This window comes from Paratissierella segnis (assembly GCF_014385195.1).
Taxonomy (GTDB): Bacteria; Bacillota; Clostridia; order Tissierellales; family Tissierellaceae; genus Paratissierella; species Paratissierella segnis.
The window spans coordinates 89,999-112,064 of sequence record NZ_JACRTG010000034.1 but is presented as its reverse complement, the minus strand read 5'-3'; the positions used below and the strand labels follow the sequence as shown (position 1 = coordinate 112,064).

Below are 22,066 nucleotides of genomic sequence, written 5' to 3'. Positions count from 1 at the left end.
GATATCAGAACAGGCGTTCATAATCAAGTACTATGGGTGCATTTCAATAAAATTTTCTTCAAATTCCCTTTTCAATATCCCCATAAACAGTGTATCAGTATATTTCCCATCAGCGTAGAAATTTTCTCTTATTCTTCCTTCTTCTTTGAATCCGCATTTTTTGTAGCAGTGAATAGCTCTACCGTTAAATTCTCTAACTTCTAGTTCCAATTTGTGAAGATTGAGATTATTAAAAGCAAAATGTTCCATTAATTTAATAGCTTCTGTTCCGTATCCCTTACTTAAATACTCTTTATTACCTATTACAATGCCAAGGATACCGATTCCATTAAGCCAATCTATTTTAATAAGATCAATTTGTCCAATATATTCTTCAGTATCCTTCTTTGCTATTACAAAGCCTCTAGCATCTGTAGTGGACTCTAACATTGAATTTAAGAACTTTTCCGTATCATTTAAAGTATGAGGATATATAAAATTATCACTTAAGAATCTAGTAATTTCATCATCATTGACCCATTTTCTTATAGAATACAAATCTTCCTTTTTATACTCCCTAAGAATGATTCTTTCACCTATTAATCTAGGCATTAATCTCACCTCCTTAGTTCGATCTCACCAATTCTCAACTCTTAGACCTTACTTTTCACTGGTTTTAGTTTGGCGGTATTAACTTAACTGTCGAAGAATCTACTCTTTTAAGACCTTGTAGCTCGCCCCTAACAACTCTTCACTCTTAGCTCTTAACTTTTTATTTTTTAATTGTGAACTGTGAACTGTGAATTGTGAACTGTCTCTAAGACTCTAGAGAATGACCCAACAATCTTTTATCCTTTAATTGTGAATTGTGAATTGTGAATTGTGAACTGTCTCTAAGACTCTAGAGAATGACCCAACAATCTTTTATCTTTTAATTGTGAACTGTGAATTGTGAATTGTGAATTGTGAATTGTCTCTAAGGCTCTAGAGAATGACCCAACAATCTTTTATCCTTTAATTGTGAATTGTGAATTGTGAATTGTGAATTGAAAGAAATTGTGAATTGAATTAATTTTATCATAAAATATAGCATATTAGGAAATTATATTTTTGAGAGTTAAGGCAAAATTAAAATTAATATTAATATTAACGATAATTTAAAGGAGAATTTTATGATCAATATAGTGCGAGCATCAGATGAAAACATTGATGAGTTGTCTCAAATGGCATTGGATCTTTGGCCGGAAAATGATTTAGATGATTTGAAAAGAGATTTTGAATATATCCTTGGACATCTATCGGATAAGGTGTTTTTAGCCAAAGTCGATGATGAGTACATAGGGTTCATCCACATGTCCATTAGAAAGGATTACGTGGAGGGCTCGGCTTCAAGCCCTGTAGGGTATATAGAAGGCTTGTTTGTAAAACCTGAATACAGGCGAAAAGGGGTGGGAAGCGAATTATATAATGCAGGTGTTGATTGGGTTAAAAAGAAAGGCTGCTCTGAAATAGGCACCGATTGTACTATTAGAAATAATGTTAGCTTTGAATTTCTTATAGATATGGGGTTTGAAGAAACAAATAAAATGATTTGCTTTATAAAAGATATTTAACATAATTTTAGCATGTCTGTCTGAATTATTTATCACGTTAAACTCATATACTATAACTAAATAATATATTATCCTAGCATTTTATATTATACGAGGGGGTATTAATATGATAGTTGATTTTAATGACAGATATTTAAAGAGAAATTTGAGACTTGCTATGGATAAGCTTGGTATAGATAATGAGGAAGGTCTGGCAAAATATGATACTAAAAATATTAATGACGATATGATAAAAATTTTAGAAAAAATTATTTCAAGGAAACAGTATTTGGAAGATGAGTTTTACAAATTTACCAGAGCTACAGTTAGTGAAGAAGATTGTATTATATTTTTTGCTTTTCTTTTAGAGTATTTTCAAGGTTTGATAGCAGCTTTCGAAGGTGCTAATGCCTGTTCAAAAGACAATGAAGACTTCAATATAATCATGAGATATTTATATGACAATAAGATGAAAGTCCTCAATTCTTATATAAGTAGAGAGCTGCTGGAGAATATAGGATGGGAGTAAAATGATATAATTAAGTATAAGTCCCTGAATTTTAGGGATTTATTTTTTTAATAGAGCATTATATGTTATAATTCATTAATATAACAATATTTAATTTAAAGGAGTAGATCTACAATGATTAGAAATTTAAAAGATATAAAACCAAATATTCATGAGGATACATTTGTTGCCGATACTGCTTCTGTAATTGGTGATGTAACGCTTGAAGAGGGTGTCAGTATTTGGTATAGCACAGTTCTTCGAGGAGATATAGAAAATATTTATATCGGTAGGTATTCAAATATTTAGGATAATGCCTCAGTACATACAGAAAATGACATTCCTACAAGAGTAGGTGAGTATACAGTAGTTGGGCATAATGCAATAGTTCACGGGTGTACTGTTGGTAACAACTGTTTGATAGGAATGGGTGCAATAATATTGAATAATGCAATTATAGGAGATAATTGTATCATTGGAGCAGGCAGTTTAGTTACAGAAGGCAAGATAATACCTTCTAATTCACTTGTTCTTGGATCTCCCGGAAAGGTAGTTAGACAGGTAACTGATGAGGAAATTGCAAACATTCGAAAAAATGCCTTAAGATACTATGAATTATGGAAAAAACATATATAGTGAATTCGGCATTGATAACCGATTTTTGAGATACTTTATTATTTGTTGCTCTTTAAAATTATTTCAGCAATGTATATGCATTCTAAATTGTATTTTGGGTATAAATTATTCAACAATATATAAGTAATATAAATATAGGAGGTAAAGATATGTACATAGAAAAATACAAAAGTTGGCTGGAAGATGATTATTTTGATGAGAAAACAAAAGAAGAATTAAGAAATATAACAGATGAAAAGGAGCTTGAAGATAGATTTTACAAAGACTTATCATTTGGTACTGCCGGGCTAAGAGGGAAAATTGGGGCAGGGACAAATCGAATGAATCAATATACTGTTGCATTGGTAACTCAAGGGCTTGCCCAAACAATTATAAATAAAGGTCAAGAAGCCATTGACAGAGGAGTTGCTATTGCTTATGATGTCAGAAAATACTCTGATGTATTTGCAGAGATTACAGCTAGGGTGTTGGCAGGAAATGGAATCAAGACATATCTATATGACGGAATAAGGACTACCCCTTTATTATCTTATACGGTAAGAAGGTTAAATACTATTGCTGGCGTTGTTGTTACAGCTAGTCACAATCCTAAGGATTATAATGGATATAAGGTATATTGGGAAAATGGTTCTCAAATTCTTGATGATATAGCAGAAGAAATAGTTGATGAGATAAATGGAATAGAAAATTTCAGGAATATCAGCCTTATGGAGTTAGATGAAGCAATAAATAAAGGCTTAATCCAATATGTAGGTAAGGAATTGGATGATGAATATAATCAAAAAATTGTTGATATGGCTATAAATGATGATATCGATAAGGACATAAAAATAGTATATACTCCTTTAAATGGCACGGGCAATATACCTGTAAGGAGAGTACTTCGAGATAGAGGGTTTTCAAATATCGCAGTGGTACCGGAACAGGAAAATCCGGATTCTGAATTTTCTACTGTTGGATATCCAAATCCTGAAGATATAAGAGCTTTTGCATATTCGGAGAAATTAGGCAAGAAAATGGGGGCAGAAGTATTATTGGCAACGGATCCTGATTGCGATAGACTTGCTATGGCTGCGGCAAATCCGGATGGAAGCTATACTTATTTGAACGGAAATCAAGTAGGGGTGTTACTTATCAACTATATACTGTCTACAAGAAAAATAAAAGGAGATTTGCCTGAAAACGGTGCAGTTGTAAAGAGCATAGTTACCGGAGACTTAAGCAAAGTAATAGCTGAAAAATATGGAGTGGAAATGTTTGAAACCCTAACCGGATTTAAGAATATTTGTTCGTTGCCAAATAAATGGGATATAACAAAGGAATATGAATTTATTTTCGGATATGAAGAAAGCATTGGCTATGTTTACGGAAATATCGTTAGAGATAAAGATGCAGTTGTTTCTTCCATGCTTGTTGCTGAGATGGCAGGATATTATAAGAAGAGAGGTAAAAGCCTCTTAGAAGTTCTGGAGGATATCTATGAGGAGTATGGATATTATAGTGAAAGATTATTTCAATTGGTGCTGGAAGGGATAGAAGGGCAAAAAAGAATAAGCAGGATGATGATAGATATAAGAAACAATCCTATTTTAAAAATAGGGGATATGAAGCTGGTTAAAACTATAGACTATTTAAATGATGAAACCGATGCAGGAGTTTCGGATGTTTTAAAATACTATTTGGATGATGGGTCTTGGTATGCAGTTAGACCATCGGGAACTGAGCCCAAAATAAAATTATATGTCTATTCAAAAGCTAAAACTAAAGATGAATCAAAGCACAAAGTAGATTTAATAGAAAAAATAGTTAAAGAAAGAATGGAGTCAATAGAATAACATCGATGGTGTCCACAGAAATGAAGGGATAAAGATAAATCTAAAAGCGAAGGTCTTTCTATAAACTCAGGAATCGATTGCAAATTGCTGATTGTCAATTGCAACGAAAGATGTTATAATATTTAGAGTATCTAAATTATTTTATATAGAGGTGTATAAATGGAATCGAGTTTAAGTGAAAAGGATCTGCGGTCCAACATAATCAAACTGGCAGGGCCTGTATTTGTTGAATTGTTTTTAGGGACTTTATTTGGAATGGTTGATATGATTATGCTGGGGAGATATGGTGATGTGGATATTTCAACTGCTTCTATAGCAGCTGTAGGTATCACAAATCAACTTATGTTTATAGGACTCTCCCTCGTGCAAGCTTTAAATGCAGGAGCGACTGCAATGGTGGCAAGATATATAGGTGCGAAGAAAGAGGATAAAATCGAGTCTGTGGTAAAACACATTATGATATTGACTCAATTTTTTTTAGTTGTACCTATTTTAATTATAGGATTGGGCTTTACTGAGAATGTGATGACTTTCCTAGGTGCGCACCAAGATACATTGGCTGTAGGGACAGGTTATTTTAGAGTAGTAGTCTTAGGATTTATATTTCAAGCTTTTAATTTTTCTATCGTAGCATCTTTAAGGGGTGTAGGTGATACTAAAACGCCAATGCGAATCAATCTTACAGCCAATTTGGCAAACGTGTTTGGTAATGCAATATTGATTTATGGATTACTTGGCTTTCCCGCATTGGGGGCAACCGGAGCAGGCATATCCACAACCTTATCCCAAGTTGTTGCTACAGTACTTTTAATTAGATATATAAGGAGACCGGAAAGCACTATACATATAAACTTAAAACACGAATTTAAATTAGATAAAGATATTATCTATAATTTGACAAAAATCGGTGCTCCTGCAGCAATGGAACAGGTGGCATTCAGAGTGGGAATTTTAATTTTTACAAAACTGATAGCAACTCTTGGCACTGTAGCCTATGCCACCCATCAGATTTGTATCAACATATTAAATCTTTCTTTTACCCCAGGTCAAGCATTTGGAATAGCAGCATCAACTCTTACCGGTAGGAGCATTGGTGCAAAGGAACCTGATTTGGCCAATCATTATATCGAAGATTGCAATAAAATAGGAATCGTTATTTCAATCGTTATAGGGGTTTCACTTTACTTATTTGGTCCTTTTGTTGCCGGTTTATATTCAAATAATCCGGAGGTTGTTACTGAAGCAGCAAGTATATTGAAACTCATTGCGATTATTCAGCCTTTTCAAACGGTACAGTTAATAATATCCGGCGGCTTGAGAGGAGCGGGAGACACTATATGGACACTAGTTATCACATTTATTGGAATTATAGGAATTAGAGTAGTATTGGCTTATTACTTTGTTAAGGTATTGGAGATGGCATTATTTGGAGCATGGCTGGCATTATTAATTGATCAACTTGTAAGATGGGCATTAATAAGAATGAGATTTAAAACTGATAAATGGAAATATATAACCTTAAGATAAAGGTACTAAAGATCACTGGGGACTATTCCCAGTGACTCTTCTAGCTGTGGGGGTTGCTGCTAATCCGCCCAAAGCTGTTTCTCTCAATGTTTCAGGAAGTGCTTTTCCTACTCTATACATTGCCTCTACAACCTCATCGAAGGGTACCAAAGATTTCACACCGGCTAATGCCAAATCAGCAGAAGTAAAAGCATTTACCACTCCTGAGGCATTGCGTAAGGCACATGGATATTCAACCAAGCCGCCAACAGGGTCACATACCAATCCCATTACATTGATAAGAGCAAAACTTGCAGCGTCTAAAGCCTGTTCAGGGGTTCCTCCTGACATTTCCACCAAGGCACCGGCTGCCATCGCAGCGGCGACTCCACATTCTGCTTGACATCCTCCTTCTGCTCCAGATATAGTTGCATTTTTAGCTACAATTTCTCCAATCCCGGAAGCTGTAAATAAACCGTTAACAAGTTCTTCATCACTTAAATCAAGTTTTTCCTTAGCTGAAAGTATTGCGCTAGGCAGTATACCAGAGGCACCGGCAGTTGGTGCGGCTACGATTCTACCCATTGAAGCATTTACCTCTGAAGTGGACAGTGCCTTTGCCATTGCAGAATTTATAAATACTCCGCTCAAAGGCTTATTATTTTTTCTATAATCTTCAACCTTTTTTGAATCACCACCGGTCATACCAGATACAGATACGATTTTCTGATTTAAGGCAGCATTTGCAGATTCTTTCATGACATCTAAGGCATCCATCATTTTTTCTCTTATTTCTTCTATAGTAAGATCAGAAAAAGACTGCTCCTTCAATAAGACTATTTCAGAAATTTTCTTATTCTTCTCATTACATAAATTTAATAATTCTGATCCTTTGTTAAACACTATCTCATCTCCTTATGGGATTCATGAAACGAGAATATGTGATCTCACTTAAATTCGATATTTCATCGATTATATTTTTAGATAGTTTGCTATCCGTTTCACAAATCATAGTTGCAATATCTTTATCTCTAGTAACTTTCATAGTTGCTATATTTAATTCATTGTTAGACAGGATTGAACTAATTTTGCTTATAATTCCCTTTTTGTCCTTGTATTTAAGAATCATAGTAGGTAAATCTCCTGTAAATTCAACAATATCTCCATTTATATCGGTGATCACAATATTACCGCCGCCAATCGAAGATCCTATTACATAAAAATCTTTTTTATCTCTATATTTAAATAATATTTTAACCGTATTAGGATGTTGATATCCTAAATCTTTTTCAATAAATTTTATATCAATATTTTTATTCTTTGCAATATTGAGGGAATTTCTTATTCTGTCATCTGAAGGTTCAAAACCAAGAATTCCGGCTACTAACGCTTTATCTGTACCATGCCCTTTGTATGTTTTCGCAAATGACCCATGCAGATAAAATTCTACTTTATAAAAGTTACCATTTGATATTTCCATAGCTATTTTACCTAGTTTTACAGCTCCTGCCGTATGTGAACTGGAAGGCCCGATCATTATAGGACCAAGGATATCAAATGTACTAAAATCTTTCATTAAATTTTCCTCCTAATCTTTGATATAAGTATTATATTATCTTGTTAAAAAAAATGCAAATACTTAAATTCCCCATTATTATACAAATAGTGTATAATATAGATAACAAACCCAATCCTGAAAGAGAGGCGAAGATATGATTTTTACGATAGATTTAAATCCAATCTTAAAAAGAAAATATATCTTAAGCTCAACTGAACTTGATGATGACAATCTTATTGCTAAAGATGTAACCATTGGACCGGGCGGAGAAGCTATTGAGCTTTCTTATCTTCTGCACGGACTGAATGAGGAAGTTTTTCTAAGTGGATTTTTAGGTGGTATTAATGGTGAATATATTAGAAAGACTTTAAACGACGTCGGCATTTCAAATGATTATCTCTTTGTAAAGGATGAAACTGCTGACTCTATTATTATCTCCTTAAGGAATAGAGAAATCAACATAAAAGGGGAAATGCCTCGAATAACAAGAGAAGATATTGTCGGATTTTATGAACTATTCAATAGGAACATTTCCAGAGCTGATATCTTATGCTGCATAGGTGATTTGCCAAAGTATGTTTCAAAAGAAATTTTCTATAATTTTATATCTCTTGCAAATAGATATGGGAAAAAATCGTTACTTAGAACACATGGAGATGAGCTGAAAATTGCACTTGATGCATCTCCTTATCTTGTCTTGATAAATCAAACTGATTTAGAATACTTAACCAAGCTCAAGCTGGATTATGAATATGAAATTATTAAAGCAACGCAATATATACTAGATAAAGAAGTTAGTGTAATTGCTATAGATTTAGGCAGAAATGGAAGTATAGTTTTAACTAAAGAGCATATCTATAGGGTTGATATAGAAAAATTGGCATTATCCAATGTAAATATCAACTACGGATATATGTTGGGTGGATATGCATTGGCACTATCGAGAAACTATGATTTGGAAATGATGTTAAAATTGGGACAAGCATGCGGAATGGCAAATAGCTTCGAAGATTGGGAAACATTTGATATGGGTGATATAAAGAGGATAATGAATGATATTGATGTAAATATTTTCAATTATTAGTACAGTGTGGCTTGTGCATTGTGAATTGTGAACTGTGAATTGTGAATTGTGAATTGACTTAAGGAGGTGTTTTAAAATTATTAAATTTGTGCATACAGGAGATATCCATTTGGGACTCAAATTTAATAAAGTCTCATTTCATAAAGATAAGGCCGTCATGAGAAGGCGTGAACTTTGGTCTACCTTTGAGAGGATTGTAAATTATTGTACGGAAAAAAGTGTTGACTTTTTATTAATTGCCGGAGATTTATTTGAATATGATTATTTTACCATTGGAGATATTAAAAGGGTTAGAGACATTTTTATGAAAGCTAAAGGCATAAATATATTGATAGTTGCAGGGAATCACGATATTTTAAACAACAAATCTCTATATAATAGAGTGGAATGGAGCCCAAATGTGACTATCTTTCAAAATAAATTGGAGAAGAAAGTATTTTCTGATTTAAATACGGTTATTTATGGATATAGTTGGGATAGAAGTGAAATTGCTGACAATCATTTGTTCGATAATTTTGAATATGAACATGAAGATAATGATAAAAATAAGATGTTGATACTTCATGGTGATATAAATAAGGAGTCAAAGTATTTGCCATTGACCCTCGATGAGTTAAATAAACTCAATATGGATTATATAGCATTAGGCCATATTCATAAGCCTATTATATACAATGATAAAATTGCCTACTGCGGTTCACCAGAACCGTTGGATTTTGGTGAATTAGGTGAAAGGGGTATAATACAAGGCGTAATAGAAAACGGGAAAACTAAATTTGAATTTTTGCCATTTAGCATGAGATGCTTTTATGAAGAGGATATTGATATTGATGGAAATATGGGCTATTTAGATATAAAAGAGAAAGTAAAATCAATTCAAACGGGGAATCCGGAAAAAGACTTTTACAGAATTTATCTCAAAGGTTATGCTCAAAACGATATAAGTTTAGAAAATTTATATGAGGATATAGAGGAATATTTTTATCATGTAGAATTGTTTGATGAAACAATACCTGATTATGATCTTGATGCCTTGGAAGTTCTTCATAAAGACAATATAGTCGGCCAATTTATAAGAAATATGAAGGGTAAGGATTTAAATAAAAGATGTGTAAAAGAAGCCCTCTACATTGGCTTAGAAGTCCTTTTAAAGGAGGTATACTAGTGATAATAAATGAGCTAAATCTCATTGGATTTGGGAAATTTGAAGATAAACAGCTAAAATTTAAAGATGGCATCAATATTATATATGGGGAAAATGAAAGCGGCAAAACAACCATTCATAGTTTTATAGATGGTATGTTTTATGGATTTTTAAAACCAAATAGCAAGACCGTAAGATATACTGACGAACTTAAAAAATATCAGCCTTGGAATTCCAAAAGATATGCAGGGGTTATGATTTTTTCCCATGATGGGACTCTTTATAGAATAGAGCGTGAATTTAATAAAAGAAATGCAAATGCCAGGGTTCTTGTGGAGAATACTGCGGAAGATATAACTCAAGAAATAGACAATGGAGAAAAAAGTAAGAAGCTTCAACCTGGGCTTCATTTCTTTGGGTTCAACAATGCTGTTTACTCAAATACAATTTCAACCAGACAACTCTGTACAAAAACAGAAGACGAGTTGGCTGAAGAGTTGAGGGATAAACTTGTCAATGTTTCCACATCCCTAGATGAGAATATCTCTGTAGACAATGCATTAAAGGAATTGGATAACAGACTTAAAAGTATAGGTTCCTTAAGGGCACCTACATCAATTTATTGTAAAACAAATAATGAATTAATTGATATGGAGAATGAAAAAGAAGAAATTCTGGGATTAAAAGATGAATATTATAATTTGCTTGACCAATCTGAGGAGTTAAACAAGGAACTTCATAACTTGGAGAAAAAGCTTGATAAAGAAAGGTTACTGCTAAGACAGGTAGAATATAGGGAAATGAAAAATACATATGCCGAAGCTCTGAGATTAAATGAAAAATTGGATGATCTTAAAACACAATTGGACGATTTGGATAAATTCAAAGATTATTCGGAATCCGATTATGACAATTGCGCTTTAATAGAGAGAAAGATAGAAGTTAAAGAGAGCAGGATAGATGAGATTAACAAAAAGATAATGGAATTGGAAGAAAACTTGAGCGAATCCTCTGACATTGGCTTGCAAAGTATATATAAGGATATGGAAGAGATAAAAAAGGATTATTTAGCATTTGAAGGTCTTGAAGAGGGAAAAAACAAATTATTTTTATCCCAGGATAGTTCCGGATTGGAATTCTTAAAAAGAGATTTGGATTCAACGAAGGCAGAAAAAAATAAATACATTTTTGGCGGGATATCGATTTTTATTATATATATATTGCTTATATATTTATCAAAGGTATATGGATATTCTGTTGTTTTGCCTCAACTCCTTGTTCCTATGGTCATACTTTTAGTATGGAAAACTAAAAAAATTGACAAATCAGTTGGCAAAATTGAGGAAAAAATCAGAGAAACCGCAATTAACGGTGAAAATAGAGAAAGGAAAATTATTCAAATTGGGGAAGAAGAAAAAATAATTTTGGATAAATATAAGTTAAATTCAAAATTTGAATTAAGGGATCTATATGAAAGATCACAGAGAGAAAATTATAGAGTAGAGCAAAAATATGAATCTCAAGAGGAACTTAAAAATAAATTGAACATAGAAGTTAATAAAAAAAATGATTTGCAATCTGAAAAAGAAGATTTACTAAATTCTTTAAATGAATTATTATTAAAATATGGAGTAAATACCACATCTGAAATTCGAGAGGGACTTAATAAAAAAATAAAACTTGATGAAATTCAGATAAAATTTTATAATAAAAAAGAATTGTTTAATAAAGTTCTAGGTGATTATACTTTAGAAAAGTTAGAAAATGATTTAAATATAAATAAAGAATATGAGAATGATGAAATTATATCAGAAGACATACAATCTAAAAACTCTATAAAAGACAGCATCGAGAATTTGACCCAAAGTATATCTGATACTAAGCTTGATAAAAAAGGGATTGATGAAAAAATAAGTCTTATAAATCCAAAAATTTCACGATTAGTTGAGATAGAAGAAGAAATGGAAAGATGTAAAAATATTCTTGAAGAGTTTGATAACAAAAAAAATGCTATAGAATTGGCAAAGTCAACTATTGAAGAATTGTCTAAGGATATACACAATCAATTTGCTCCGCATATCAATGAAAAGGTTGGGAGCATGATAAATAAAATAACAAATGGGAAATATTCAGCTGTTAAAATTGATAACAAATTAAATATATCAGTGGTTGACCCTCAAATTGGAGAAGTAGTTGATATAGAGAACTTAAGCGGTGGTACTATTGATCAATTATATTTTTCTTTAAGGTTCGGGATTATAAATTCCATGACAGAGGATAAGCTACCATTGATATTAGATGATTGTTTTATTCAATATGACAACAATAGGTTAAATAATATTTTAAATCTTTTAATTGATATAAAGGATACAAGACAGGTTATTTTGTTTTCCTGCCATAACAGGGAGATGGAGGCATTGAATAATTTAAATATAAATTATAACCTAATTACATTAAGTTAAGTAAAACATTAAGATAAAAAACACTTAAAATACAGTTTTTTAGGGTTGATGTTAAACATTAAGATGAGGTGACTAAATGATCTACAGTATCGGAGATCTGCATTTTGATCATACAAAAAATAAGTCCATGGACATATTTGGCGAAAAATGGTTAAATCATGATGTCAGGATAATTGAGAATTGGAATAATACAATAAAGGAAGATGATTTAGTTCTGATACCGGGAGATATTTCATGGGCATTAAAATTGGAAGATGCTATAGAAGATCTAAGGGTTATTGATGAATTACCGGGCAAAAAGATAATGATAAAGGGTAATCACGATTACTGGTGGGGAAGCCTTTCAAAGTTAAATAGACTGAATATGAATTCTATAATTTTCATGCAAAATAATAGTTTTATATATAAAGATATAGGAATTGCAGGGACAAGGGGCTGGCTTTCAAAAGATAACGATGAATTCAAACAGGAGGATGAAAAGATATTCTTAAGAGAATTAAATAGGCTAAAACTTTCATTAGAAAGCCTAGGGGATTCTATTAACAAAAAAATAGTAATGATACATTATCCTCCTTTTAATATGGACTTAAGTCCCAATGAATTTGTACTGCTGATGAGAGAATATAAAGTAGATATATGTGTTTATGGCCATTTGCATGCAGAAGGTCATAAGTATGCAGTAGAAGGGCGAATCGATGAAATTGAGTTTCACTTGGTTTCATGTGACTATATAGATTTTATGCCAAAAAAAATAATAGGAGAGTGATGTTATGAAGGTTTTAATTAAAAAAAATTATGATGAATTGAGTAAACAAGCTAGTGAAATAATAGCTGAAGTGGTTAAGCAATCACCAGATGCTATCCTTGGATTAGCTACAGGAAGCACACCTATAGGTACTTATAAAGAATTAATAAGGATGCATAAAGAAGAAGATCTGGATTTTTCAAAGATTAAAACCTTTAATTTAGATGAATATGTAGGCCTCGGTGGAGATAATCCAAATAGCTATAGATATTTTATGGATCATGAACTGTTCGATCACATAAACATAAAAAAAGAAAATACCAATGTACCGGATGGAAAAACAAAAGATTTGTTGGATTTTTGCAAAAATTATGATAAGCGTATAGAAGAAGCAGGAGGACTTGACCTACAATTATTGGGTATAGGTTCTAATGGGCATATAGCATTCAATGAACCTGATGAGGAACTATCTGTAAATACGAGCATTGTTAAATTAACAGAAGAAACGATTAAATCAAATGCTCGTTTTTTTAATTCAATGGAAGAAGTACCAAAAGAGGCTCTATCTATGGGCATAGGAAGTATATTAAAGGCAAAACGTATAATCCTATTGGCAAGTGGAAAAGGCAAACAAGAAGCGGTTAAGAAGCTTTTAATGAGCGATAAAGTATCAACTTATCTGCCTGCATCATTTTTACTTTTGCATCCTGATGTTACAATTATTGCCGATGAGGATGCATATAGTTTGATGAAATAGGAGATTAGAAATGACAAAGGAATTAGAAGTTAAAGTATTGAATATGGATCTTAACGACATTGAAGAGAAGATTGTCTCATTAGGGGGCAGGATTCTGGCTAAGGAGCATCAGGTAAACACCTTGATTGATTCCAGCAAAACACCTATTAAAACATATCTTGATGCATATTTTAGAATACGTGAGACTCATGATATATTATCTAATACTTCGACCGTTACACTTACTCTTAAGAAAAACATTAAAAATGAATGTATAAGAGAAAATATAGAACTGAATACAAATATCGAAGATAAAGATGTGATGCTTGAGATCCTAAAGGATTTAGGATTTGACAAAGTAGTCGAGGGATTCAAAACAAGAATATCCTATGAACTTGAAGGAGCAAGACTTGATTTGGATAGATGGGATGAAAAAACATACCCATATCCCTATATGGAAATAGAAGTAGAGAATAAAGAAGACCTTGACAGGCTAATCAATTTATTAGCTATTGATAATGACAATGTATCAACCAAGTCAATAGTTGAGCTTAGAGAAGAAATAGGTTTAGAGTAACAAAATCCTCTAATTAAGAATAATATGTATTAATTCTTAATTAGAGGGGGTTTTAAAATGCTAGAAGGAATACTTGGGAAAGATAACGACATAATTATCTGGATTTTCGTAATTTTATTGTTGACCGGAGGTTTTGACGGAGGATTTGGTGGATTTGGAGGTTTTGACGGCTTGTTCGGTGACAATTGGATAATTTGGATTTTATTAATACTTCTATTATTCAATGATGGAGGACACAAACATTAAAACACAGTCTAGTTACTGTGTTTTCTTTTTGATTATGTATTGACAAAGTAACCAAATATTACTTCCTTTCATAATATGAATTGAGTATAAAATAAAAGGAGGCTATATTATGGTTGAAGAACTAGGTGCTAATAGAGAAAGAAGAGGAGGATTTTTTGGAGGATTTAATGAAATGGATGACTCCTTATTGTTCTTCTTTTTAATACTAGTTATACTATTCTCGAACTGTGGCTTTTTTGGTGGCGGCTGCGGGGGAGAAACGGACGACTCATTATTATTTTTCTTCTTGCTATTAGTTATCATATTCGGTGGATTCTGCTAAGATTTAAAAATCCCGTTTAAAACGGGATTTTTTCGTATTTTTCAAATTTTTCATATCACCTTTGAATAATATTCAACTACCAATTGATCTGCTATTTCAATGGGTACTTCATCTCTTTCAGGGATTTTGATTAATGTAGCCGAAAAGTTTCCTTCATCCTTTGAAATATATGGCAGACTGTTTAGAAGTGCATTATCAAAATTTTCCTTAAATAATTCTACATTTCTTGATTTTTCTTTCAATGTTATAGTATCTCCTACCTCAATTATATAAGAAGGGATATCAATTTTTTTTTCGTTTACCAAGAAATGTCCATGAACTACCATTTGTCTTGCCTGCCTTATAGACGTAGCAAAACCCATTCTATAAACTAAATTATCAAGTCTTCTTTCAAGTATTTTTACAAGAGCGTGACCTGTTTGGTCATTTGATTTCTTTGCGATTCTTACATATTTTACAAATTGCTTTTCCATTACACCATAATATGACCTCAATCTTTGTTTTTCTAACAATTGCTGTCCGTAATCAGAAAGCTTTTTATCAGCTCTCGAAGTACCTTTGCCTGCCCTGTCCATTGCTTTGGGATGGCCGCAGACATTTAAACCAAGTCTCCTAGATTGTTTAAATCTAGGTTCCATCATTTTAGCCATTTAATTATCTCTCCTATTTATTAGAATTCGCCGCGATAATTCAAAGCCGAATATAATATAACATAAATATTCATATTTGTAAATGATAATTATTATCAATATATGAGTTAAAATAATCCATAAAGTCAATTTCAATTGTAATAAATTTTCATATTTATTTAATCTCTGCATAATGGTATAGTATATTTAATGGAATAGGAGTTGATAGAAATGAAGATATTTATAAGCGCGGATATTGAAGGGGTTTCCGGCTCAACAGCTTGGGATGAAACGGAAAGAGGAAATGAGTTATATGATTATTTTGCCAATCAAATGACTCTTGAAGTCAAGGCTGCATGCGAAGGAGCAAATGAGGCGGGAGCAAAAGAGATTGTAATCAAAGATGCTCATAGCAGTGGCAGAAATATTGACCATAGAAAACTTCCAAAAAACGCTAAGCTTATTAGAAGCTGGGCGGGACATCCATTTAGTATGGCTGAGGAACTTGATGATACCTTTGACGCCATTATTTTTATTGGGTATCATTCTGCTGCAGGAAGGGATACAAATCCATTGTCCCATACTATGAATACATCTTTAGATTGTATTAAACTCAATAACCAAATAGCCAGTGAATTTTTATTACATGCATATATTGCGGCGTATTTGGATGTACCTATAGCCCTTTTGTCCGGAGATGCAGGGTTATGTGAAGAGGTTAAAGAATTAAATGAAAACATTAAAACCATAGCTGTTAAAGAGGGGAAGGGAAATTCTACTATCAACTTGCATCCTGAATTAGCATGCGATTTGATAAAGCAGGGTGTAAAAGAAATCTTGAGTAAAGATTTAAGTTACAATAGGATTGAATTGCCTAAATCTTTTATTTTAGAAATGAGGTATAGGGAGCACAAAGACGCGTATAAGAGACAATTCTATCCCGGAGTCATAAAGACAGACGAAAATACCATAAGTCTTAAATCAAATGATTATATGGATATTGTAAAGGCGGTTCACTTTTTAGCATAAAACCAAGGAGACAATAATGATGGAAGCTATAAACGACGATAAATTAATAAATAATAAGATATTTTCGATGATTTTGCCGATTACTGTTGAAAATATTTTGCAGATGACAGCAGGAGTAGTTTCTATGGCTATGGTGGGTAGGATTAGTTCAATTGCAGTAGGAGCCATAGGAATTAGCAATATCTTGTTCAGGATCATATGGTCTATATTCAAGGGCATTTCAACAGGGGCATCTGTTTTTGTTGCACAAAGCTATGGGGCAGACAATTTTAAAAAATTAAAAGATGTATCAGAGCAGGCTTTTATTTTATCTATAGCATTTTCTATAATATTTCAGCAAATATTGTATTGGAAAGCAGAATCCTTATTGAAAGTTTTTAATCCTACAAAGGATTTATTAGCCTATGGGACTCTTTATTTAAAAATAATTTCTTGGAGCCTCCCATTTGCTGCGGTTATTCTATTGGTCAGTGGAATATTGCAAGGTGTGGGAGATGCCAAAACTCCTATGAAGGTAATAGGAATTTTAAATGTTGTAAATATTATTTTCAGTTATATTCTCATCTTTGGGATATTAGGCTCTCCGGCTATGGGATTAAAAGGAGCCGCATACGCTTATAATATTTCATATATAGTTGCTGCTTTAATTGGACTATATGCATTATTCAATGAGGATGGTATATTGAGAAAATTAGAAGGAAAGTTTTTGCTGAAATTCAACGCTCAAGAATCCCTTCAGTTATTACGTTTTGGTATTCCTACAGCATTTGAATCAAGCTTTTGGCAATTTGCTTCAATAATTTTAACCAGAGTTATACTTACTTATGGAGAAACAGCATATGCAGCTTATCAATTGGGGCTTCAAGCTGAAGCAATATCTTATATGCCTGCTGCAGGCTTTGGTATTGCAGCAAGTACCTTTATAGGACAGGCATTGGGATCAAAAGATAGTGAATTGGGCAAAAAATATTTAAAACATTTAGTCAAAATTACAATAGGGATAACTCTGGTTGCAGGGGGGGTATTGGTACTATTTCCAAAATTGATAATGCGAGCTTTAACGGATGACTATGAAGTAATAAAAATAGGTGCTATTTATCTATTTGTAATGGGGCTGGTACAAGTACCGCAAAATTTAAGCAGTCTATTAAACGGGGGACTGAGGGGAGCTGGATATCCAAATGCTCCTATGATAAATTCCGGCGTTGGACTTTGGGTTATTAGAATACCTTTGGTATTATTAAGTACATATGTATTAAAATTACCATTGGCATGTGTTTGGATTATAATGGGTATTGACTTAATTTGTCGTTTTATTTTGTCCATAATAATATTTAAAAAGAAGGATATATTTAATAAATTTTAATTTACCCAAATAGTGAAATTTTTCACGCATTTAGGGTAATAGTATAACATTAAGTTATAATTTGAGGAGGAGCGAGCATGCTGCTTATAAAAAATGTTGATGTATTGCCAATGAATAGCAATGAAGAAATAATAAAGAATACAAATATTTATATTGATAGAAGTAATATTAAACATATTGGAGAAATTAGAGAAGACTTTGAAATCACAAGAGTTGTAGATGGGAAAAATAAATTAGCAATGCCTGGGCTTGTGAACGGTCATACCCATATAGGTATGTCACTTTTGAGAAATTTTGCAGATGATTTACCATTACAGGACTGGCTGACAAAAAAGATTTGGCCTACAGAAGCTAATCTAACAGGAGAGGATGTTTATTGGGGTTCGCTCCTTAGTATGGTAGAAATGATAGAATCAGGAACTACCGCTTTTTGCGATATGTACTTTTTTATGGAAGAAGTAGCAAAAGGGCTTGAAAAATCCGGGATGAGGGGAGTCTTAACTCGAGGATTAATTGAAGATAAGGATAATCCCAATACTAAACTCAATGAAACCAGAGATATGTTCAACAATTGGAATGGAAAAGCAAATGGTAGAATTAAGGTAATGGTCGCGCCTCATGCACCATATACTTGCAGCCCCGAATTTTTGATTAAGATTATGGAATTGGCCGGAGACTTGAATACAGGAATTCATATACATCTATCGGAAACTAAAAAAGAAGTAGAAGATAGCTTCAATATCTATGGAAAATCACCAATTAAACATGTGTATGACTTGGGGCTATTGGATTTTCATACAATAGCTGCTCATTGCGTACATGTAGACGATGATGACATTGAAATGTTATATGAGAAAAATGTTTATCCTGTTAATAATCCGGGCAGTAATTTAAAACTTGCAAGCGGATTTGCGCCCGTTGATAAGATGCTGAAAAAGGGGATTAAAGTTGCATTGGGTACCGATGGTTCTTCCAGCAACAACAATTTGAATATGTTTGAAGAAATAAATCTTGCGGCAATAGTAAATAAGTCCGTCAATTTAGATGCTACAAGCGTTCCTGCATATAAGGCTATTGAAATGGCAACAGTCAATGGAGCAGAGGCTTTGGATTTAGGAGGAGAAATAGGTTCTTTGGAAGAGGGTAAGAAGGCGGATTTAATTTTAATAGATTTAGATAAACCTCATTTATACCCCAGACACAATCTAATATCAGCCTTAGCGTATGGAGTGCAAGCAAGCGATGTGGATACAGTGATAGTTGATGGAAATATATTGATGGAAAAGAGAATAGTCAAGACTTTAGATGTTGAAAAGATAAAATATATGGCAAATAAACATGCTAAAAGTTTGATAAACCGATAGTGAGCAAAAAATTTGTCCATTTTTATACGTTTAGGCTTGATAATTATAAGTCAAATTTCTTATGTTAAATTAACATTGTTGACAGATTAAAAGGATTATGATATTTTAATGTTAAAGAGAGTGTTGACAGCATATACGTTAATAAATAAATTATAAGTGAGGATGTTGAGACATGGTTTATATAATTGAGGATATACCAATTCTTGCTTAAGAAATTTTTATATAATCAAGGTAATAAAATTACAAAATAATGACTATAAGTATCAGGCTGTACTTATAGTCATTATCTTGTGTTCATGTGATGTATGATAATATTTTTAACAACATTGTTTGTTAATTAATTATTATAAAAAAGTTGTCAAAAGGAGGAATTTAATTGTACGAAATAATCCACAAAAAACTATTGGCTCCAAGTATATATTCTATGGATATCAAGGCGCCAAGGGTAGCAAAAGCTGCGCAACCGGGTCAATTTGTAATTATAATCGTAGAAAAAAGCGGTGAAAGAGTTCCCCTAACCATCTGTGAATCAGATCCGGAAAAGGGCACAGTAACAATAGTCACTCAAGCCATGGGTTCATCCACTAAAAAATTAGTAGCAAAAGAAGTAGGCGAACATATCAAGGACTTTGTAGGACCCTTAGGAAAACCATCAGCCTTTGTAAATGAAGATATTGAAGAATTGAAAAAGAAAAAAATATTATTTGCAGGAGGCGGAGTAGGGACAGCGCCAATTATACCGCAAGCTAAATGGCTCAAAGAAAGGGGAATAGCATTTGATATAGTAACAGGTTCAAAGAACAAGGACTTTGTTATATTGGAAGATAGATTTAAAGAACTTGCAGAAACCCTTTTCATAGCTACAGATGACGGCAGTTATGGATTCCATGGTATGGTAACTAATGCAATAGAAGAACTGGTAGTAAATCAAGGCAAGAAATATGATCTATGCATAATAATAGGACCAATGATAATGATGAAATTTACATCCATGACAACAAAAAAACTAGGCATACCAAGTATAGTATCATTAAACCCAATAATGGTGGACGGAACAGGAATGTGCGGAGCATGTAGGGTTACGGTAGGAGGAGAAACAAAATTTGCGTGTGTAGACGGACCGGAATTCGATGCTCATCAAGTAGATTTTGATGAAGCACTTCGACGTCAAGGACAATACAAAGAAGAGGAAATCCAAAAAGATCACGAATACTGTGAACTAGTAGGGGGTATGATCAATGGCTAAATTTACTAGAACACCAATAAGCTATCAAGACCCAAAAGAGAGGATACATAACTTCGAAGAAGTATGTTTAGGATACACAAAAGAAGAAGCCATACAAGAAGCCAAAAGATGTATCCAATGTAAAAAACCAACTTGTGTTCCTTCATGTCCTGTAAATATAGATATACCAAGGTTTATAAAAAAAATAGCAGAAGAAAATTTCCAAGAAGCAGCTCAAATATTAGCAGAGTACTCAGCTCTACCGGCAGTATGCGGGAGAGTATGTCCCCAAGAAGATCAATGCGAAAAAACATGTATACTAGGCAGAAAAGGAGAACCGATAGCCATAGGAAAACTTGAAAGATTCGCAGCGGATTGGGCAATAGAAAATAAACTAAGTTTAGGAAAAACAAATGAAAAAAATGGTTACAAAGTAGCGATAATAGGCTCAGGACCGGCAGGGATTACATGTGCAGGGGAATTAGCCAAAGAAGGCTACCAAGTGAAAATATTTGAAGCATTACATGAACCCGGCGGAGTATTGGTATATGGAATTCCGGAATTCAGACTACCAAAAGAGAAAATAGTGAAAGTAGAAATAGAAAATCTAAAAAAATTAGGAGTAGAAGTAGAAACCAATGTAATAGTGGGAAGAACCATAACAGTAGATGAAATCTTCGAAGAAGGGTATGAAGCAATATTCATAGGAAGCGGAGCAGGACTGCCGATATTTATGAACATACCGGGAGAAAACACTAACGGGGTATTCTCCGCAAATGAATTTCTAACAAGGAACAATCTAATGAAAGCATATAGAAGTGACATGGACACCCCAATAAAAGTAGGGAAAACAGTAGCAGTAGTAGGCGGTGGGAATGTCGCAATGGACGCAGCAAGAACAGCCAAAAGATTAGGAGCAGAGGTCCATGTAATCTACAGAAGAACCCAATCGGAACTTCCGGCAAGAGAAGAAGAAGTAGAAAATGCAATAGAAGAAGGAATAATATTTAACTTCTTAACCAATCCGGTAGAAATATTAGCAGATGAAAAGGGATGGGTAAAAGGGATAAGATGTATAAAGATGGAATTAGGAGATGAAGATCAATCCGGAAGAAGAAGGCCGGTAGAAATAGAAGGATCGGAATATGAATTTGAAGTAGAAACAGTAATAATGGCCTTAGGCACATCCCCAAATCCATTGATACCGAGAACAACGGAAGGACTGGACTCTGATAACAGAAACCGAATCAAAATAATAGATGAAAATGGACAAACAACAAGAAAAGCAATCTTTGCAGGAGGAGATAATGTTACTGGGTCCGCAACAGTAATATTGGCAATGGGAGCAGGAAAAGAGGCAGCAAAAGCAATAGATAAATATATTATGGAAAAGAGTTTACAAACCAATAATTAGTATGAAAACCACAGTTTCTTTGGACTGTGGTTTTTTTTCATGTACCACTCATATTATTCTAAGTATTGGTTATAATTCATAATAATGTATATTGTACTATTATAGCTTA

The 22,066-nt window shown here is 33.1% G+C and carries 23 protein-coding genes; 19 read left to right on the top strand and 4 right to left on the bottom strand.

Annotated features, from left to right (window positions below):
* Positions 1-30: 30 nt before the first annotated feature.
* Positions 31-591 (bottom strand): GNAT family N-acetyltransferase, encoded by a 561-nt coding sequence (locus H8707_RS14655; RefSeq protein WP_262430896.1) that lies wholly within the window; start codon positions 589-591, stop codon positions 31-33.
* Between the two features lie 560 nt (positions 592-1,151).
* On the opposite strand from H8707_RS14655, the gene aac(6') reads away from it, so the two are divergent.
* From aac(6') to H8707_RS14625, 6 genes are all read left to right on the top strand, one after another.
* The gene (gene aac(6'), locus H8707_RS14650; RefSeq protein ID WP_262430895.1) at positions 1,152-1,592 is read left to right on the top strand and encodes an aminoglycoside 6'-N-acetyltransferase; all 441 of its coding nucleotides are present in this window, start codon (positions 1,152-1,154) and stop codon (positions 1,590-1,592) included.
* A 106-nt stretch (positions 1,593-1,698) separates the two neighbouring features.
* On the top strand, positions 1,699-2,100 hold the full coding sequence (locus H8707_RS14645) for a hypothetical protein (RefSeq protein WP_262430894.1): 402 nt from the start codon (positions 1,699-1,701) through the stop codon (positions 2,098-2,100).
* A 114-nt stretch (positions 2,101-2,214) separates the two neighbouring features.
* Positions 2,215-2,388: a gamma carbonic anhydrase family protein gene (locus tag H8707_RS14640; RefSeq protein WP_262430893.1), complete on the top strand. Its 174-nt coding sequence runs from the start codon at positions 2,215-2,217 to the stop codon at positions 2,386-2,388.
* A 30-nt stretch (positions 2,389-2,418) separates the two neighbouring features.
* Positions 2,419-2,715 (top strand): gamma carbonic anhydrase family protein, encoded by a 297-nt coding sequence (locus H8707_RS14635; RefSeq protein ID WP_262430995.1) that lies wholly within the window; start codon positions 2,419-2,421, stop codon positions 2,713-2,715.
* A gap of 149 nt (positions 2,716-2,864) precedes the next feature.
* Complete coding sequence (locus H8707_RS14630; RefSeq protein ID WP_262430892.1) at positions 2,865-4,550, top strand: phospho-sugar mutase; 1,686 nt, start codon at positions 2,865-2,867, stop codon at positions 4,548-4,550.
* 159 nt (positions 4,551-4,709) lie between these two features.
* Positions 4,710-6,077, top strand: a complete 1,368-nt coding sequence (locus tag H8707_RS14625; RefSeq protein WP_262430891.1) for an MATE family efflux transporter — start codon at positions 4,710-4,712, stop codon at positions 6,075-6,077.
* Positions 6,078-6,089: 12 nt separating this feature from the next.
* Here the strand turns inward: H8707_RS14625 and sdaAA are convergent, their stop codons facing one another.
* Together sdaAA and sdaAB are read right to left on the bottom strand one after the other, a co-directional pair.
* Positions 6,090-6,959, bottom strand: a complete 870-nt coding sequence (sdaAA, locus tag H8707_RS14620; RefSeq protein WP_262430890.1) for an L-serine ammonia-lyase, iron-sulfur-dependent, subunit alpha — start codon at positions 6,957-6,959, stop codon at positions 6,090-6,092.
* Between the two features lie 4 nt (positions 6,960-6,963).
* The gene (gene sdaAB / locus H8707_RS14615; RefSeq protein WP_262430889.1) at positions 6,964-7,632 is read right to left on the bottom strand and encodes an L-serine ammonia-lyase, iron-sulfur-dependent subunit beta; all 669 of its coding nucleotides are present in this window, start codon (positions 7,630-7,632) and stop codon (positions 6,964-6,966) included.
* A gap of 136 nt (positions 7,633-7,768) precedes the next feature.
* Between sdaAB and H8707_RS14610 the strand changes: the two genes are divergently transcribed.
* From H8707_RS14610 to H8707_RS14575, 8 genes are all read left to right on the top strand, one after another.
* Positions 7,769-8,698 (top strand): 1-phosphofructokinase family hexose kinase, encoded by a 930-nt coding sequence (locus H8707_RS14610; protein ID WP_262430888.1) that lies wholly within the window; start codon positions 7,769-7,771, stop codon positions 8,696-8,698.
* Between the two features lie 88 nt (positions 8,699-8,786).
* The gene (locus H8707_RS14605; RefSeq protein WP_262430887.1) at positions 8,787-9,863 is read left to right on the top strand and encodes a metallophosphoesterase family protein; all 1,077 of its coding nucleotides are present in this window, start codon (positions 8,787-8,789) and stop codon (positions 9,861-9,863) included.
* Positions 9,863-12,304 (top strand): ATP-binding protein, encoded by a 2,442-nt coding sequence (locus H8707_RS14600; RefSeq protein WP_262430886.1) that lies wholly within the window; start codon positions 9,863-9,865, stop codon positions 12,302-12,304. Before H8707_RS14605 ends, H8707_RS14600 begins: the two co-directional genes overlap by 1 nt.
* A gap of 76 nt (positions 12,305-12,380) precedes the next feature.
* Entirely contained in the window at positions 12,381-13,070 is a 690-nt protein-coding gene (locus H8707_RS14595; protein WP_262430885.1) for a metallophosphoesterase, read from the top strand.
* Positions 13,071-13,074: 4 nt separating this feature from the next.
* Entirely contained in the window at positions 13,075-13,806 is a 732-nt protein-coding gene (gene nagB, locus H8707_RS14590) for a glucosamine-6-phosphate deaminase (protein WP_262430884.1), read from the top strand.
* Positions 13,807-13,816: 10 nt separating this feature from the next.
* Positions 13,817-14,362 (top strand): class IV adenylate cyclase, encoded by a 546-nt coding sequence (locus H8707_RS14585; RefSeq protein ID WP_262430883.1) that lies wholly within the window; start codon positions 13,817-13,819, stop codon positions 14,360-14,362.
* Positions 14,363-14,419: 57 nt separating this feature from the next.
* The gene (locus H8707_RS14580) at positions 14,420-14,608 is read left to right on the top strand and encodes a hypothetical protein (RefSeq protein WP_262430882.1); all 189 of its coding nucleotides are present in this window, start codon (positions 14,420-14,422) and stop codon (positions 14,606-14,608) included.
* A 109-nt stretch (positions 14,609-14,717) separates the two neighbouring features.
* Positions 14,718-14,930: a hypothetical protein gene (locus tag H8707_RS14575; protein ID WP_262430881.1), complete on the top strand. Its 213-nt coding sequence runs from the start codon at positions 14,718-14,720 to the stop codon at positions 14,928-14,930.
* Between the two features lie 50 nt (positions 14,931-14,980).
* Here H8707_RS14575 and rpsD read toward each other — a convergent pair whose 3' ends face one another.
* The gene (rpsD, locus tag H8707_RS14570) at positions 14,981-15,580 is read right to left on the bottom strand and encodes a 30S ribosomal protein S4 (RefSeq protein ID WP_262430880.1); all 600 of its coding nucleotides are present in this window, start codon (positions 15,578-15,580) and stop codon (positions 14,981-14,983) included.
* Between the two features lie 210 nt (positions 15,581-15,790).
* Between rpsD and H8707_RS14565 the strand changes: the two genes are divergently transcribed.
* The 5 genes from H8707_RS14565 (at position 15,791) to gltA (ending at position 21,957) form a co-directional block, all read left to right on the top strand.
* Entirely contained in the window at positions 15,791-16,588 is a 798-nt protein-coding gene (locus H8707_RS14565) for a M55 family metallopeptidase (RefSeq protein ID WP_262430879.1), read from the top strand.
* 19 nt (positions 16,589-16,607) lie between these two features.
* On the top strand, positions 16,608-17,954 hold the full coding sequence (locus H8707_RS14560; protein ID WP_262430878.1) for an MATE family efflux transporter: 1,347 nt from the start codon (positions 16,608-16,610) through the stop codon (positions 17,952-17,954).
* Positions 17,955-18,031: 77 nt separating this feature from the next.
* Positions 18,032-19,318 (top strand): amidohydrolase, encoded by a 1,287-nt coding sequence (locus H8707_RS14555; RefSeq protein WP_262430877.1) that lies wholly within the window; start codon positions 18,032-18,034, stop codon positions 19,316-19,318.
* Positions 19,319-19,694: 376 nt separating this feature from the next.
* On the top strand, positions 19,695-20,564 hold the full coding sequence (locus tag H8707_RS15185; RefSeq protein ID WP_316699706.1) for a sulfide/dihydroorotate dehydrogenase-like FAD/NAD-binding protein: 870 nt from the start codon (positions 19,695-19,697) through the stop codon (positions 20,562-20,564).
* Complete coding sequence (gene gltA, locus H8707_RS15180; RefSeq protein WP_316699704.1) at positions 20,557-21,957, top strand: NADPH-dependent glutamate synthase; 1,401 nt, start codon at positions 20,557-20,559, stop codon at positions 21,955-21,957. The genes H8707_RS15185 and gltA overlap by 8 nt, the downstream gene beginning before the upstream one ends.
* Positions 21,958-22,066 lie beyond the last annotated feature (109 nt).